Annotated in this window: 13 protein-coding genes and 1 tRNA gene; 6 read left to right on the plus strand and 8 right to left on the minus strand. The window is 70.9% G+C overall.

Translation table 11 applies throughout. The features are described 5' to 3' along the window. Nucleotides 1–705, plus strand: a complete 705-nt coding sequence (locus tag ASF71_RS07540) for a redox-sensing transcriptional repressor Rex (RefSeq protein ID WP_056297474.1) — start codon at nucleotides 1–3, stop codon at nucleotides 703–705. Then, a complete protein-coding gene (locus ASF71_RS23555; RefSeq protein ID WP_156372666.1) occupies nucleotides 702–1,319 on the plus strand; it encodes a hypothetical protein in 618 nt (205 codons plus the stop codon). Before ASF71_RS07540 ends, ASF71_RS23555 begins: the two co-directional genes overlap by 4 nt. 106 nt (nucleotides 1,320–1,425) lie before the next feature. Here ASF71_RS23555 and ASF71_RS07545 read toward each other — a convergent pair. Next, nucleotides 1,426–1,501 (minus strand) — tRNA-Ala (locus tag ASF71_RS07545). Nucleotides 1,502–1,637: 136 nt separating this feature from the next. Here ASF71_RS07545 and guaB point away from each other — a divergent pair. Together guaB and ASF71_RS07555 are read left to right on the plus strand one after the other, a co-directional pair. After that, nucleotides 1,638–3,158 (plus strand): IMP dehydrogenase, encoded by a 1,521-nt coding sequence (gene guaB, locus ASF71_RS07550; RefSeq protein ID WP_304437947.1) that lies wholly within the window; start codon nucleotides 1,638–1,640, stop codon nucleotides 3,156–3,158. A 52-nt stretch (nucleotides 3,159–3,210) separates the two neighbouring features. After that, entirely contained in the window at nucleotides 3,211–3,855 is a 645-nt protein-coding gene (locus tag ASF71_RS07555) for a hemolysin III family protein (protein ID WP_056297481.1), read from the plus strand. 25 nt (nucleotides 3,856–3,880) lie between these two features. Here the strand turns inward: ASF71_RS07555 and ASF71_RS07560 are convergent, their stop codons facing one another. The 3 genes from ASF71_RS07560 to ASF71_RS07570 are packed head-to-tail and all read right to left on the minus strand — an operon-like array spanning nucleotide 3,881 to nucleotide 6,389. Beyond that, nucleotides 3,881–4,294: a hypothetical protein gene (locus ASF71_RS07560; protein WP_056297485.1), complete on the minus strand. Its 414-nt coding sequence runs from the start codon at nucleotides 4,292–4,294 to the stop codon at nucleotides 3,881–3,883. Between the two features lie 4 nt (nucleotides 4,295–4,298). Then, nucleotides 4,299–5,057, minus strand: coding sequence for a polysaccharide deacetylase family protein (locus tag ASF71_RS07565; protein ID WP_082505689.1), 759 nt, complete (start codon nucleotides 5,055–5,057; stop codon nucleotides 4,299–4,301). A 57-nt stretch (nucleotides 5,058–5,114) separates the two neighbouring features. Further along, on the minus strand, nucleotides 5,115–6,389 hold the full coding sequence (locus ASF71_RS07570; RefSeq protein ID WP_056297487.1) for an MFS transporter: 1,275 nt from the start codon (nucleotides 6,387–6,389) through the stop codon (nucleotides 5,115–5,117). Nucleotides 6,390–6,445: 56 nt separating this feature from the next. Between ASF71_RS07570 and ASF71_RS07575 the strand changes: the two genes are divergently transcribed. Beyond that, nucleotides 6,446–7,123: a glycosyltransferase family 2 protein gene (locus ASF71_RS07575; RefSeq protein WP_056297490.1), complete on the plus strand. Its 678-nt coding sequence runs from the start codon at nucleotides 6,446–6,448 to the stop codon at nucleotides 7,121–7,123. Here ASF71_RS07575 and ASF71_RS07580 read toward each other — a convergent pair. Beyond that, complete coding sequence (locus ASF71_RS07580; protein ID WP_056297493.1) at nucleotides 7,080–8,267, minus strand: glycosyltransferase family 4 protein; 1,188 nt, start codon at nucleotides 8,265–8,267, stop codon at nucleotides 7,080–7,082. The two genes, ASF71_RS07575 and ASF71_RS07580, sit on opposite strands and share 44 nt — an antisense overlap. A 128-nt stretch (nucleotides 8,268–8,395) precedes the next feature. On the opposite strand from ASF71_RS07580, the gene ASF71_RS23560 reads away from it, so the two are divergent. Then, nucleotides 8,396–9,454: a hypothetical protein gene (locus ASF71_RS23560; RefSeq protein WP_056297495.1), complete on the plus strand. Its 1,059-nt coding sequence runs from the start codon at nucleotides 8,396–8,398 to the stop codon at nucleotides 9,452–9,454. A gap of 113 nt (nucleotides 9,455–9,567) precedes the next feature. Here the strand turns inward: ASF71_RS23560 and ASF71_RS07590 are convergent, their stop codons facing one another. The 3 genes from ASF71_RS07590 to ASF71_RS07600 all read right to left on the minus strand — a co-directional run bounded on the left by ASF71_RS07590 (nucleotide 9,568) and on the right by ASF71_RS07600 (nucleotide 14,364). Next, nucleotides 9,568–10,797 carry a GGDEF domain-containing protein gene (locus ASF71_RS07590; protein ID WP_056297497.1) on the minus strand — a complete coding sequence of 410 codons (1,230 nt, stop codon included), beginning with the start codon at nucleotides 10,795–10,797 and terminating at the stop codon, nucleotides 9,568–9,570. A gap of 181 nt (nucleotides 10,798–10,978) precedes the next feature. Beyond that, nucleotides 10,979–11,467 (minus strand): trypco2 family protein, encoded by a 489-nt coding sequence (locus ASF71_RS07595; protein ID WP_056297500.1) that lies wholly within the window; start codon nucleotides 11,465–11,467, stop codon nucleotides 10,979–10,981. A gap of 26 nt (nucleotides 11,468–11,493) precedes the next feature. After that, entirely contained in the window at nucleotides 11,494–14,364 is a 2,871-nt protein-coding gene (locus ASF71_RS07600) for a GAF domain-containing protein (protein ID WP_056297505.1), read from the minus strand. Between the last annotated feature and the right edge of the window lie 44 nt (nucleotides 14,365–14,408).

The following is a 14,408-nucleotide window of genomic DNA, read 5'->3' on the forward strand; positions in this document are numbered from 1 at the left end:
ATGGCAGACATTCCGACTGCGGCGATTAGCCGCTTGGTGACCTACCTGCGTATCCTGGAAGCCTTGGAAGCGCAGGAGATCGACCGGACCAGCAGCAGTGACCTCGCGGAGCGCGCGGGTGTCACTGCTTTTCAGGTACGCAAGGACCTCGCCTACTTCGGCCGCTTCGGCACGCGCGGCATGGGCTATACCGTGCCCCTCCTCAAGCGTGAACTCGTGCGGGTGCTGGGGCTTAACCAGACCTGGAACGTGGTGATCGTGGGAATGGGGCGGCTGGGACAGGCCATCGCCAACTATCCCGGGGCCAGCGACTACCGCTTTCAGTACGTCGGCCTGTTCGATGTGGCCCCTGAACTCATGGGCCGTGAGGTCCGGGGCCTGAACATCCGGCACATGGATACGCTGCACGACTTCGTGGCGGGGCAGGGGCAAGCGCGGGTGGACATGGGCTTCGTCGCCGTACCGCCTGACCGTGCCCAGGACGCCGCGCAGGCTCTGGTGGACGCGGGGGTACGTGGCATCCTGAACTTCGCCCCCATCGTTCTCCAGCCCCGCACCTCGGAGGCGAGCGGTCAGCAAGAAATTGGTGACGAGTGGCGTGGTGTGATTGTCGAGAACGTGGACTTTCTGGCCGGGATGAAACGCCTGGCGTTCTACATCCTCAACCCACATCTCAGAGTCACAGACACGGAGGAGAACGAATGAAGAAAATCGCTTTGCTGGCGCTGATTCCGGCGCTGGTCGGCCTGAGTGGCTGCGGACAGATCGGTGGAAGCAGCCGGGTCAGTATCGGTGTGAGTGCCTCGGATGCTGGTTCGCAGGTGACGGTTACTAAGACGATCACGGCTGAAAAACGAGATGATAAAGGAGTTGTTACTACTCCGGCTTCGGTCGTTTACAGCACAGGTGTCGCTGGCCCTGCCACTTTCATCTTTACTTCTCGCCCTGGTTCCGACGCCGCATATGTTACGGGTTACCGCATTACGCGCTATGAAGTGAACGGCAAAGAAGTGACTCCTCCGGGCGAAAACACCGGCATGAATGTGTACATCACCTCGGGTTATCAGTGTGATGAACGCACGGAAAATTTCTCCTGCCCCATAAATGGCACAAACGTCACTGGCGCCAATGGCCTTCCTAGTTCAACAGTTAGTATCAACTTTGCCGGCTCGCTGATTGGTCTAGCGACTAGTACAGAGACGAGCGCCTACAGCTCGGTAGACCTCGAATTTTTTGGAACCAGTAGCAATGGTGCAGCATTCGCTATCCCGGTGAAGGGCATCGGAAGCGAAGCCTATTTCAACGTCGTTAACAATTGATACAAAGACTGACAGGGGGAACCCTCGCGAAGCGAGCCCCCTCTTGTAAGAGAAACCATCTAATTATCAAAGCAGCCTCTACTGAGACAGTAGAGGCTGCTTATCTTGGTGGAGTCGAGGGGGATCGAACCCCTGACCTCGTCATTGCGAACGACGCGCTCTCCCAGCTGAGCTACGACCCCGTTTTCTACTCCCAGCCTGACGGCGGGCGAGCAGGAATCTAGCATGGCCCACGCGGGCACGCAAGGCCCGGCTGCGTGCAGCCAAGCGGGACGCGCGGCCCAGTCGAGTGCCCCAGCAAGGATTAGACTCGGGTGCATGACCGTCTCCTCCCCGACCATGCCGGTGCCGCGCACCGACCAAGACCAGGCGCAACAGGACCGTTACGGCTACAAGTTCGGCCAGGAAGGCATCACCTTCGACGACGTGCTGCTGCAACCCCGGCACTCGCAGGTACTGCCGCACGAGGTGAGCATCGAGACGCAGCTCACCCGCCGCGTGCGCCTGAACGTTCCGTTCGTCTCGGCCGCGATGGACACCGTCACCGAGACCAAGATGGCCGTGGCGATGGCCCGTGAGGGAGGCATCGGCGTGATTCACAAGAACATGCCGGTCGACGCCCAGGCCGAGATGGTCCGCAAGGTCAAGCGCAGCGAGAGCGGCATGATCGTGGACCCCATCACCCTGCCGCCCCACGCCACGGTGGCCGACGCCGACCGCATGATGGGCGAGTACCGCATCAGTGGGGTGCCGATCACTGATCCCCAGGGCAAGCTGCTGGGCATCATCACCAACCGCGATATGCGCTTCATCGCCGACCAGTCGGCACCGGTGGAGAGCGTAATGACCCGCAAGCACCTCGTGACCGTGCCGGTGGGAACCACACTCGACGAGGCACAGGAGATCTTCAAGCGCCACCGCATCGAGAAGCTGCTCGTGACCGACGCGGAAGGCTTCCTGCGCGGCCTGATCACCATCAAAGACCTGTCCAAGCGCATCAAGTATCCGCGCGCCGCCAAGGACGCCCTGGGCCGCCTGCGCGTGGCCGCGGCCATCGGCGTGTCGGCCGATCTGATGGACCGTGCCGGGGCACTCGTTGCAGCGGGGGCCGACGTGCTCGTGCTCGACTCGGCGCACGGTCACAGCCAGGGCATCCTCCAGGCACTGACGCGGGTCAAAGAGACCTTTGATGTGGACGTGATCGCGGGCAACGTGGCGACGCGGGCGGGCGCGCGTGACCTCATCCTGGCCGGGGCCGACGCCGTGAAGGTGGGCATCGGGCCGGGCAGCATCTGCACGACGCGCGTGGTGACAGGGGTGGGCGTGCCGCAGATCACAGCGATCTTTGAGGCGAGCGCCGCCGCGATGGAGGCGGGTATTCCGGTCGTCGCCGACGGCGGCATCAAGCAGACGGGCGACGTGCCCAAGGCCATCGCGGCGGGCGCGGGCGTGGTCATGATGGGCAGCATGCTGGCCGGCACCGACGAGGCCCCCGGCGAGACCATCCTGCGCGACGGCCGCCGCTACAAGTCCTACCGCGGCATGGGCAGCCTGGGCGCGATGGACCAGGGCAGCGCCGACCGCTACTTCCAGGGAGGCAGCCGCAAGTTCGTGCCCGAGGGGATCGAGGGCATCGTGGCCTACAAGGGCACGGCGGGCGAGGTGCTGTACCAGTTCGCGGGTGGCCTGCGCAGCTCGATGGGCTACTGCGGTGCGCCGGACCTCCAGACCCTGCGCGACACGGCCCAGTTCGTGCGCATCACGGGCGCGAGCCTCATCGAGAGCCACCCGCACAGCGTGACGATCACCAAGGAGGCGCCCAACTACGGCGGGCGCTGAGGCCAAGCCGGAGGGCGGACCGGAGCAGTCGCCCGAGAGGCGGCGCGGGGCCGTGCGCCGCCTGCTGAGCGCCCCCCGCGAGCCGGTCAACGCCCTGACGCACTGGGGCGGGGTGGCCGGGGCGCTCCTCGTGCTGGGGCCCCTGCTGGGCTGGGCCTCGGCGCGGGGGTTGGCGCTGTGGCCCTTCGTGGTGTTCGGGGGCAGCATGGCGCTGCTGTACGGTGCCTCAGCCAGCTATCACTCCTTCCGGCCCGGCGAGCGGGGGATGCTCTGGCTGCGCAAGTTCGACCACGCCAGCATCTTCCTGCTCATTGCCGGGACCTATACGCCGATGGTCTATTTCGGGCTCAGCGGCGGCTGGCGGGTGGGGGTGCTGGGGTTGGTGTGGGGTGTGGCTCTCGCGGGAATGGCCCTCAAACTCCTGACCATGCGACTGCCGCGCTGGGTCAGTACCGCGCTGTATCTGGCGCTGGGCTGGCTGTCGCTCGCGTTGCTGCCCGCCTTCGTGCGGACTCTGCCCGCAGGCGCTGTAGTGTGGCTCGCGGTCGGAGGCGTGCTCTATACCGCCGGAGCCGTCGTGTACGGCACCAAACGCTGGAACCCGAAGCCCGGCTTCTTCGGCTTCCACGAGATCTGGCACCTGTTCGTGCTGGGCGGTACGGCTGCGCACGTCGTCATGATGTTCAACCTCCGCTGAGCCGCCGGGCGGGCGACCCTCCTGGTCAGTTCAGCGTGCCCTCGCCTTCGGGGCCGCCGTAGACCTGGCCGATGTCGCGTAGCATCCGCCGGGCCAGGACCGTCAGCGCGTCCTCGTCGTGGGAATGGAGCTCGAAGGAAAGCCCCCCCGCGTACTCGCCCCGGAAGTGCCGGCCGTCCCGGCGCACCCGCACGAGCACCTCGCACAGCCCCAGGCGGAACCACGCGGCGTGATAGGCGCCCACCGGCACCGGCCGTAGCCCCTGGGCAGGGTCGGCGACCGGGTCCAGCGAGACGTTGTTCAGGGGCAGGCCCGGCCCACTCGCGCGGCGCAGTGAGCGGTACAGGGCATTCAGGAAGGCCTCGCAGGCCTGCTGGTCGGCCTGCCTCGCCTCGGCGTGCCGGCGGATGACGGCCTGGAGGGCATCGAAGTCGCTCATGGCTCTAGCCTCCGTAGCTGCGGCGCAGTCGGCGCAGGCCGGCGCTCAGGGAGATCCGGCGCAGCGGCAGCGCGTCCGCACGGACGGCCCGCAGTCCCCGTTCGTCCAGGCCGGCGAGCAGGTGGGCCAGCAGCGCGGAGGTTACGGCGGGGCCGTCGTGCAGCAGCACCACGCTGCCGGCCTGCACCTGCTCCAGCGTGCGCCGGGCCAGCGCCTCGGGCGCCTGTGGGCCGGCAGACGGGGTCCAGTCGGGCGCGGTCCAGTCGCGGCTCTCGGCGTCCCACAGGGCGATCTGCCGCCCCAGCACCGCCGCCAGAAGCCGGGTGAAGGGACTGTGGCCCCCGTAGGGCGGGCGGTACAGCCGGCCGCCGCCGGGGGGGCGCCACGCGATCTGTGCCCACTCCTGCCAGGGAGGCAGCAACAGGGCCGGGCGGTGCCAGCGCCCGTGGGCCTCGGTCTGATGTCCGGCGTCCTGGATGGCTCGCAGATGGTCCGGGTAAGTCCGCACTGCCGATTCGGTGACGAAAAAGGTCGCCTGCGCGCCGTACCGGGCCAGCACCGCCAGCAGCTCGGGGGTGTGTGGGGACGGCCCGTCGTCGAAGGTCAGGGCGACCTGGGGCACGCGGCGGTCACCGGTGCCCAGGGCACCCCAGCCTGCGCCGCGGCCCAGGACCTCGGCGGTCAAGACGCCCAGCAGGCCCAGACCGGCCGCGCCCGCCCAGAGGCGAGAAACAGGAAAGGGAAGGCGCGGGATCGGGATCATGTTCGGGAAGTCCGGCCCGAGTATACGGAAGGAAGGCGCGGGAAGCCTTGCCGGCCTTCAGTCGTGGCCGGCCTGCCGGCCCGTCTCCCAGGCCGGTTCCGCGCCCGCCTGTTCCGGTGGCCGCTCGCGGAAGGCGTGGCGGAACAGTACGTAGCCCAGCGAGGTGAGCAGCGCCAGCGCCGCACTGACCTTGAAAGGGCCGGTAGCGCCGAGGTGGCGTAGGGCGAAAGCACCCAGCAGCGGTCCCAGGGCCACGCCGATGTTCTCAACTGCCATCAGGACGCCCCAGGCGGCGGGGCGCTGGGCCTCGGGCAGCACGCGGGTCACGAGCGCGGCCCAGCCGGGGGCCAGAAAGGCGTAGCCCACGCCGGCCAGTGGGCCGAGCAGGTACATCACCGCAACCGGGGGCTTCAGGACAAACCCCGCCAGCGCCACCCCGACGAGGGCGTACCCCAGCGTGACGGCCAGCAGCGCCCGGCCGTTGTCAGCCACCTTGCCGGTCAGGGGCATGGCGGCGAAGGCGGCGGCCCCGCCTACCACGAGCAGCCCCACCAGGCCCCAGTAGTCCAGCCCCAGCCCCGGCGCAATCCGGAACAGCCACAAACCCAGCAGGGTCAGGGTCAGGGTCTGCATGAAGGCAGCGGGCAGCAGTGGCGCGAGCTGCCGGGCCAGCTGCGCGGTGGGCACGCGGGGGGTGGCCTGTGCGCCGGCCGTGTCCTGCATGGGCCGGCGCCGGGGAATGAGCAGTGAGAGCAGCGTGGCTCCCGCCTGGATACCGATGGCGAGGGTCAGCGGCACGCTGTCTCCCCGCCCGGCCAGCGCGCCGTAGACGAGCACCCCTGCCCCGATCAGCGGCGTGACCGCCACGTTGATGAACGTCAGCGCCCGTCCCTGGTAGCCCTCGCGGGCGGCGTCGGCGGTGAGGTTCATGGTGCCGGGCCACATCACTGAAAACCCCACGCCGTGCAGCGCCGAGAGCAGAAGCAGCAGCCACAGGTGATGGGCCAGCGGCAGCAGCCCGACTGCCAGCAGGCTCAGGGCCGCGCCCGCGAACATGACCCAGCGCAGCCCGAACCGGTTGATCAACGCGCCGGCCGGGCCGCGCATGAGCGTGTCGGCGACGAGGTGTACTGTCCACGCACTCGCGGCGGCAGCCAGCGGCAGCCCGAACCGGGTGTCGATGACCTGCGTGAGGTAGGCGGCGTACAGGCCGTTGCGCACGAATTCGGCCAGGGCCAGCGTCAGGGCGGCGCCCGCGACGCCGGCGGTCAGCTCGGGCCGCAGGGGATTGAGGCGGCCGAATTTCGACTCCGGCCGCGTGTCCGGCGTCATGGCCGGCCCTGCGCACGCGCGGTCGCCTCGACAAGGTGACCTGCTACCCTGTTCGGGTGCCGGATTTTGCGGTCGTTATTCCTGCTCGCAATGAGGCGGCCTATCTTCCGGCTACCCTGCGCGCTCTCGAACGTCAGACCTTCTCGCCCGCCGAAGTGATCGTGGTGGACAACGCCAGCCGTGACGATACGGCCGCCATTGCCCGCGCCTGGGGCGCGCAGGTCCTGAGCTGCGAGGTACGCGGCGTGGCCCACGCCCGTCAGATGGGTCTGGAGGCCACGCGCTGCGCGTGGGTCGCCACGACCGACGCGGACTCGCTGCCCATGCCCGAGTGGCTCAGCGCCCTGGAGGCGGCCGTGCCGGGGCATACCGCCCTGTACGGCCCCATGCGGTTTTTCGGGTTGCCCCGGCCCTGGCCGGAGCTGTCGGGACTGTCGTACAGCGCCTTCCTGCACGTGTGCCGGGTGGTGGGGCGGCCCAATCTGGCGGCGGCCAACATGGCCTACTCGCGCGCCGCCGCCCTGATGGCTGGGGGCTACCCGGTGGTCGAGGCCTACGAGGACGTGATGCTGGGGCAGGCCCTCGCCCGGCTGGGGGGGGTGGGCTATGTCCCGGGCGCCCTGGTCGAGACGAGCCCGCGCCGGCTCGAGGACGGAGTGCTGCCCTTCTTGTGGCGGCACGTGCGCAACGTCAGCGGCCATACACGCGGCTATTTCGATGAAATGAGGGAATGAACCTCGCCGGATCTCCCTCCCGGTCGCGGCTCTCGCCGAGTACGCGTCCGTAGACCTCCAGCACCTGTTCGGCCACGCCGCCGGGCGTGGTGCGGCCGCCGAACTCGCGCGCCTGCGCCGAGAGCCGTGTCCACAGTGCGGCGTCGCCCAGGACGTCGCGGGCATGGCGGGTCAGTTCGCCCACGTCGCCGGGCGTGACCAGGTAGCCGCTGTAGCCGCTCTGCACACCGCTCAGGGTGCCGCGCGCGCCGACCGCCACGACCGGCACGCCCATGAGCTGCGCCTCTTGCAATACCAGCCCCTGCGTTTCGGTGTCGGAGGCGAACACGAACAGCTCGGCCAGCCGGTAATACGCCCCGATCTCGGTCCAGGGCCGCACGCCCACGAAGGTCACGCGGTCCCGGATCCCCAGCCCCTCGGCGTGCCCCTCCAGCGCCCCGCGCTCGGGACCCTCGCCGAGCACCACGAGGTGGGCGTCCGGCAGTTCCGAGAGAGTATCGAGCACGAGGTCGAAGCGTTTCTCGCGGGCCAGCCGGCCCACCGTCAGCAGCCGGCGCGTGCCCTCGGGCCAGGGACTCAGGATGGGCGGAGCCGCCTCCAGCACGCGCGGCTCGATGCTGGTCGGAATGACCACCGGGTTCTGCACCCCCACCGCGCGCAGGACGTCGAGCATCCCGGCGGTCGGGGTGATCACGGCGTCCGCGCGGCCGTACAGCGCGGCCGAATAGCGCCGGACTAGACCGACGCCCTGGTCGACCATGTGCAGACCCGGCACGTAGTGGGTGTAGGCCGCGAGGTGGGTGTGGTAGGTCGCCACGTGCGGCACCCGCCACTTGCGCGCCAGCCGCGCCCCGGCCAGCCCCAGCGTCAGCGGGGTGTGGGTGTGGACGACGTCGTACTTGCGCTCGAAACTCTTGCGGGTGGGCCACGCCAGACGGTAGGTCGGCAAGAAGGTGTAACGCAGGCTCGCCACCCGCCGCACGTCGGGTCGGTGGTCCAGATGCTCCGGGAAGTCGGGCGCCACCACCTCGACGTGATGTCCACGCGCGCGCAGCTCGTCGCTGAGCAGGCAGACGCTGGTCACGATGCCGTTCTGGTCCGGCAGGAAGGTATCGGTGAAGAGGCCGACACGCAGAGGCTTCATGGACGCACGTCCGCCGGGCCAGAGGTGAAGGAAACCTGAAGCATGTACGCCGAGCATACGCCCTCGGGACATGAGAGGCGCGTCGGTTCGGTGCCGGGGGTCCATGCCGGAACGCTACAGTCGGGAACGTGACGCGGCTTCCTGCCCCCTTTTCTCCCTGGCCGCCCCTGCTGCGGGCGGGCGCCTTCGGGGGGCTGCGCGGCGGCCATCCCGGCGACCCCGCCCTGGGTCTGGAGGTCCCCGCCGACTCGCCCCGGCACCTGCGCGCCGCCCTGGAGGCCCTGGCCGCTGGGCGTGCCCAGGCCACCCTGCTCGTGCCCCCCGACCTGGCCACCCGCGCGCCCGCCGATCTCAGGGCCGCCACCCTGGCGGGGCACGAGATTGCGGGTTTCGGGCCGCCCCCGGAATTGGGCGGCGCGGGGCTGGCGCTGCTGGAGGCCGCCGCCGGGCAACCGGTCACGGCCTGGGCGCTCGACGGAGCGGCCCTCTCGGGCGCAGCGCTGCGCCGCCTGTGGTCCTGGGGTGTGGCGCCCCTGCCCGGCCCGGTGGCCGAACCCCAGCCGGGGGCAGTCGTCCGGGCGTGGCCGGCCGAACTCGGGGCCTTTCTGCCGGCCGTGCGGGCGCTGGGCTACCGGCCGGGGCCGGTGCGTTCCCTGCCCGAGCTGCGGGCCGGCACACCGCGCGACCTCGCCGCCGCGCTGTACTCGGCGGTGGTCGAGGACCGCTACGCCCGGCAGGAGGGCGTGATTGACCTCTCGCAGCGGGCCGACGCGGTCATGCGGGTGGCGCCGCTGGACCACGCGCCCGCACCGCTGCCGTTGCCGGCGGGTACGCCCACTGCCGAACTGCATCTCAACTCGGCGCGGCTGGTGGGGTTGGCCTCCCGCAGTCTGCTGGGCACCTACCGCGCCTACCAGCGCAGCCTGAAGGACGTGGCGGTCGCCCTGCGGGAGCGTCCGGAACTGGCCCCAGCGCAGGCGGTCTTCGCCGTGACGCTGTTTCACGGGCCGCTGGAAAAGTCCGGCTTCACGCTGCTGGAGTTGCCCCCTCTGCGGGCGCGCTGGTACGGCCTGGGGTTCCGGCTCGTGCGGGCGGCCTACGGCACCACCCGCACGCCCAGCGAGGGTCAGGCGTGGCCGAAGATGGCCTGGATGCCCAGGGACGCCTTTCTGGACCGCTACGGCTGAGATTCTTGGTCAGGCCGGAAGCGGCCCAGCGGGTCCGGTGCGGCTCGTCTGTGGCCGTTGGAAAGGGCTGGAAAGCCGACATCATGGCCTGAAGCACATGGCCTCATCCCACGTCAGGAGACGGCCGTCCGGAGCAGCGCGGCCGTGCCGGGAACGCGGGACGCCTGCGGGGCGCGCAGGGGCAGGCTCGCAGCCTTGCGCGCGTACATCACCTCGTCGGCCTGTTGGACGGCTTGCTCCAGCGAGCCGCCGCGCCGGAACTGCGCCGCCCCGAAACTGACGGTGAAGCCCAGCGGTGTGCCCCAGCCCGCATACAGCCGGGTCGTGAGACCGCTCACCTGGGCCTCGATCTGCGCGGCCGGGCCGGTGAGCAGCAGCAGGAACTCGTCGCCGCCCAGGCGGCCTGCGACGTCGCCGTCCAGCGCCGTCTCGGCCAGGCACGCGGCCAGGGCGCGCAGGCAGTCGTCGCCCACGGTGTGGCCCAGGTGGTCGTTCACCGTTTTGAACCCGTCGATGTCGAACACCAGCAGGGTCGCCTGGGCCTCTCCCTCTTGCGCGTTCCACCTCTCCTGGGCCTGCTGGAACCCCCGGCGGTTGAGCAGGCCGGTCAGCGGGTCGCGGTGGGCGAGCTGTTCGAGTTCCTGATGCAGCACCCGCACCTCCTCGCGCCGCCGGTCCTCGTGCAGCGCCCAGAAGGCGAAGGCGCCGCCGATGGACAGCGTCAGGAACGAGAGCGCGGTCAGCAGGTTGGGCAGGGTGGGGGCGAAGGCGTCGGCGGCGGCCTGCCCCGTGAGCAGCGTCCACGTGCGCGGCACCGTCAGGACGTAGGTGAGCAGCAGGATGCTCAGGTTCAGGCGGTAGGCGCTGGCCAGGGCGGGCTTCTGCCGCAGCTCGCGCAGCACCAGCCGCAGCAGCCCCACCTTGTGCACGCTCAGGTACGCGGCCACGAGCACGAAGCGGAGGGTGGGCTGGTCGGTGAGGACCGTCAGGGCCGTCAGGGCCAGCAGCACGGCGCCTAGGGCTCCTACCTGGGCCAGCAGTGCCCGGCGGGCCGGGGGATGCCCAGCAAAGCGCCGGAAGGCGAGCAGCAGCAGAGAGGCCCCGGCCAACAGCAGGCCGTTGCCCAGCAGGACTGAGAGCAGCTGGGTGTCGGGTGTCCGCAGTGTGCCGATCAACATGCCCAGCACGACCGCCGCGTGCCCGCAGGCCCAGCCCCGCCAACCGGCATACGACGGCCGGCCCCACGTCAGGCCCAGCATCAGGACGCAGACGAAGGTGACGGTCAGCCACAGGACGCCGCCCAGCAGGGCCGCCGGCGAGACGAAAAAGGAAGAGGGGTCCATGCGGGTCGTGTCCGGGTCCTCGGAGTAGGAAAAGAAGAGGAGGGAAGGAGGCGGTCCGAGACCTGCCCAGTCAAGCACACCTGCTCCTTCGTAATTCTTTCGGCACACAACCTGAACCCCGGTCGCCTACGCCCCTGTTCGCCGGACAGTGGGCGCGGCAGAGCTTCTTTCGGGGCAGGGGTCAGGCGTCCGGGCGGGGCCCCAGCTTCAGGGTCACGAGGTGCGTCTGGCCCTGCGCGGCCTGCACGCCTACGCCGGCGAGCCGCAGTTCACCGCTCTCCGAGACGACCAGTTGCAGGCACAGTTCGGCGTCGCGGGGGCGGAAGGGCAGTGCGCCCGCCGCCGTCCACTCGCGCAGACCGATGTACAGCGCGTCCAGCCCGGTGATGAGCTGGTACCGGACCTCCGCGGTTTCGCGCAGCCGGACCTCCGCCGTGCGGACCCAGGCGAGCCGGAAGGTCTGCACCTGTTCGCGCGAGACCTGCGCGCCCGCCGTCAGGGCGTACCACTGCGCCCGGCCGTCCGCGCCGGAGCGCAGGGTCGCCTTGACCTCCAGTTCGACCTCGGTCACGACGAGACCGGGCCGGCTTCCCTCGCGCTCCACGTCCTGCGCGACGGCCCCGCGCACGGCATCTACCAGCTCGCTGACGAGAACGGCCCGGGTGGTCATGTCCCCTGACTCTACAGGCCCCGGCGCTAGCCCGGCAGCGTGAAGATCAGCGAGGTGCCCTGGCCCGGCGCGCTCTGCACGTCCAGCTCGCCTCCCGCCAGTGCCACACGCTCGCGCAGCCCAGTCAGGCCCAGGTGCCCCGCGCGGGCCTGCGCCTCGGCCTGTTCGGCGCTGAAGCCCTGACCGTCGTCCGTGATCGCCACCCGCACCTCGCCCGGTCCGAACGCCACCCGGATGGCCGCTGTGCCCGCACGCGCGTGTTTGTCGACGTTGTTCAGGGCTTCTTGTGACAGCCGGAAGACGGTCAGCTCGACCGCCGGGGGCAAGCGGCGCTCCTGACCGCTGACCTCCAGCCGGGTATCGGCCTGCGCCTGCGAGGCGAGCCACTCAAGCGCCGGAAGCAGACCCAGGTCGTCAAGGACGCTGGGGCGCAGGTTGCGCGCGAACCGGCGCACGCTCTCGATCGCGGCGTTGAGGTCGTGCAGGATGTCGTCGGCGCGCCCGCGCTGGTCGCCGCTCAGGTCGCGCGCCAGCCGGGCCACCCGCCGCGTCGAGGCGATCAGGACCTGCGCCGTGTCGTCGTGCAGCTCGCGGCTGATGCGCCGCCGCTCCTCCTCCTGCGCCTGCGTGAACAGCGTGAGGTAGGTGCGCAGCTCGACCTGCCGGCTCGTCGCGGCTTCCAGCGCCTGGCCCCGGCGGGTGATCTCATCGGCCAGGGTCTGGAGTTCGCTGAGGTCGCGCCCGACCATCAGCACCCCCTGGCCCTCACCGACGACGCTCAGGCGCACCTCCAGCCGCATGCCGCCCACGGTGATCTCACTGCGCCCCCCCGAAGCGCTGCGGTGGGCGCGCTCCCAGGCCAGTGCCAGTGCGCCCTGGGTGGCGGGGGTGGGCAGCCGCAGCAGGCTGGCGCCCACGAGTGGCCCGGTCAGCGGCCCCAGCAGCCGGGTGGCCGCCGGGTTGGCGTAGGTCACGGTGCCCGAGGCGTCGGTGCTCAGGATGAGGTCGTGGGCGCCCTCGGCCAGCTGGCGGTAGCGGGCCTCCTCGCGGGCCAGCGCCGAGAGCAGCCACTCGCGGCTCAGGGTCAGGGCCATCTGGTCGGCGACGCTGCGGGCCAATGCCAGCGCGCGGTCGCCCGGCGCGGCGGTGCCGGGGTCGTCAATGTATAAAAAGCCCAGCAGGGCGTTTCCGTCGGCCTCGGGACCGCCGCGCAGCGGCACGGTCAGCCCGCTGCCCGCGACCGGCAGGCAGGCCCGGCGGGTCAGCGGCCGGGGGCCGCGCCCGAGCTGGGCCCGCAGCGAGGCGAGCTCCTCGTCGGTGGGGGGATGCAGGTTGTAGGTCGCGCAGCGGGTCACCCCGCCGTCCGGGCCGGTCAGGGCGACCAGGCCGCGCCCGGCGTTCAGGGCCAGGGTGGCGAGCCGGACGGCCGCCTCCAGCGCGCGGTCGCTCTGGTCCTCGCCCAGCAGCCGGCCCACCCCGAGCAGCACGGCGGCCTCGCGCTCCTGACGCAGCTCCTCCTCGTACAGCCGCGCGTTCTCGATGGCGAGACTGGCCTGCGCGGCGAACACGCCCGCGAGCGCGAGGTCGTCCTCGTCCAGGGGCAGCGGCGCGTGCCAGTACAGGGTCAGGACGCCATAGACCCGCGCGCGCGAGAGCAGCGGCAACCCCACCACGCCCCGGTAGGGATAGCGGCCCTGGGCCAGCAGCTGCCGGGTATAGCGGCTGCCGCCCCCGTAATGCTCGGCGGTCAGGTCGCGCGCGGCGACGGGCTCGCGGCTCTGCGCGGCCCGCCCCGTCACGCCCGCGCCCACCTTAGCGCGCACGCGCAGCACGTACTCGCTGGGCAGGCCCACCGCGCTCAGGATGTTCAGGGTGCGGCCGTCGGGTTGCAGCTCGTACACGCCCGCCGCGTCGGTGCCGAACAGCTTCGACGCCCAGTCGAGCACCCGCGCCAGGGTGTCTTGCAGGTGCAGGCTGCCCGCCAGCGCGGCCCCTGCCTCGCGCAGCGCCTCGGCCGCTTCGCGCTTGCGGGTCTCGATGGCATAGAGCCGCGCGTTGTCGATGGCCAGACTGGCCTGCTCGGCCAGCGCGAGCACCAGCCGGGCGTCGTCCTCGCTCGCGGCGGTGCCGGGAATGCGGCTGTCGACGTAGAGCAGCCCCAGCGGGCGCCCACGAGCGCTCAGCGGCGCGATCACGGCGGCCACCGGGTCGAGTTCGGCCAGTCCGTGTGCCAGCGGCGACTGGGCGTCGCGCGCGCGCTCGAACCGGATGGCCTCGCCCCGGCGGATGAGCTTCTCGAAGGACACCGGACCTACGCCGATGCCCCCGGTGAACTCGTGGTCGAAGCCGTAGGTGTAGACCTCCCCGGTACGCGCCCCCGCCTCTCCGAATTCGCTGAACAGGCCCACGAAGGCCCGTGAGAACCCCAGTGCCAGCGCCGCACTCTGGGCTGTGACCGGCAGCACCTCTGCGAGGTCGAGGCTGCCGCCCAGCCGCCGCACGAGGCCCTCGACCGTCTCGGCCAGGCGGCCGTGCCCGCGCCGCGCCTCGCGCGCCTGCACGCCCTCAAGGGCCAGCCCCAGCAGCGGCGCGAGGCCCAGGAGGGTCTGCACGCCCTCCGGCGAGGCGCCCACGCACTCCAGCACCCCGCAGCCGAACGGCACGCAGGCCAGCATCCCCGTTTCCTCCAGCACGCCGCTTCTCAGGGCGCGCGCCGCCAGCGTGCCGTCACTGAGGCCCAGCCCGCGGCCCTCACAGGCCACCTCGCCGAGCTGCCCGCCCGACACCACCCAGACCCGGACCCCGTGCGCCTGCGTGACCTGACAGGCGAACCGCGCCACCCCGTCGCCGAATTGCGGCGCGGTGCTGGCCTGGGCGAGAGTGGGGGGCAGGATCATCGGATAGGGGAGGGGAGGCGCACGGGGACAGGAACGGGGCCGGC

The organism is Deinococcus sp. Leaf326 (assembly GCF_001424185.1).
Classification (GTDB): Bacteria; Deinococcota; Deinococci; order Deinococcales; family Deinococcaceae; genus Deinococcus.

What these genes read in the sequence shown, in the direction of transcription:
- ASF71_RS07560 (WP_056297485.1), bottom strand. Translation starts at nt 4,294, where the DNA reads ATGAGCGACTTCGATGCCCTCCAGGCCGTCATCCGCCGGCACGCCGAG.
- ASF71_RS07540 (WP_056297474.1), top strand. Translation starts at nt 1, where the DNA reads ATGGCAGACATTCCGACTGCGGCGATTAGCCGCTTGGTGACCTACCTG.
- ASF71_RS07600 (WP_056297505.1), bottom strand. Translation starts at nt 14,364, where the DNA reads ATGATCCTGCCCCCCACTCTCGCCCAGGCCAGCACCGCGCCGCAATTC.
- guaB (WP_304437947.1), top strand. Translation starts at nt 1,638, where the DNA reads ATGACCGTCTCCTCCCCGACCATGCCGGTGCCGCGCACCGACCAAGAC.
- ASF71_RS07570 (WP_056297487.1), bottom strand. Translation starts at nt 6,389, where the DNA reads ATGACGCCGGACACGCGGCCGGAGTCGAAATTCGGCCGCCTCAATCCC.
- ASF71_RS07590 (WP_056297497.1), bottom strand. Translation starts at nt 10,797, where the DNA reads ATGGACCCCTCTTCCTTTTTCGTCTCGCCGGCGGCCCTGCTGGGCGGC.
- ASF71_RS23555 (WP_156372666.1), top strand. Translation starts at nt 702, where the DNA reads ATGAAGAAAATCGCTTTGCTGGCGCTGATTCCGGCGCTGGTCGGCCTG.
- ASF71_RS07580 (WP_056297493.1), bottom strand. Translation starts at nt 8,267, where the DNA reads ATGAAGCCTCTGCGTGTCGGCCTCTTCACCGATACCTTCCTGCCGGAC.
- ASF71_RS07595 (WP_056297500.1), bottom strand. Translation starts at nt 11,467, where the DNA reads ATGACCACCCGGGCCGTTCTCGTCAGCGAGCTGGTAGATGCCGTGCGC.
- ASF71_RS07565 (WP_082505689.1), bottom strand. Translation starts at nt 5,057, where the DNA reads ATGATCCCGATCCCGCGCCTTCCCTTTCCTGTTTCTCGCCTCTGGGCG.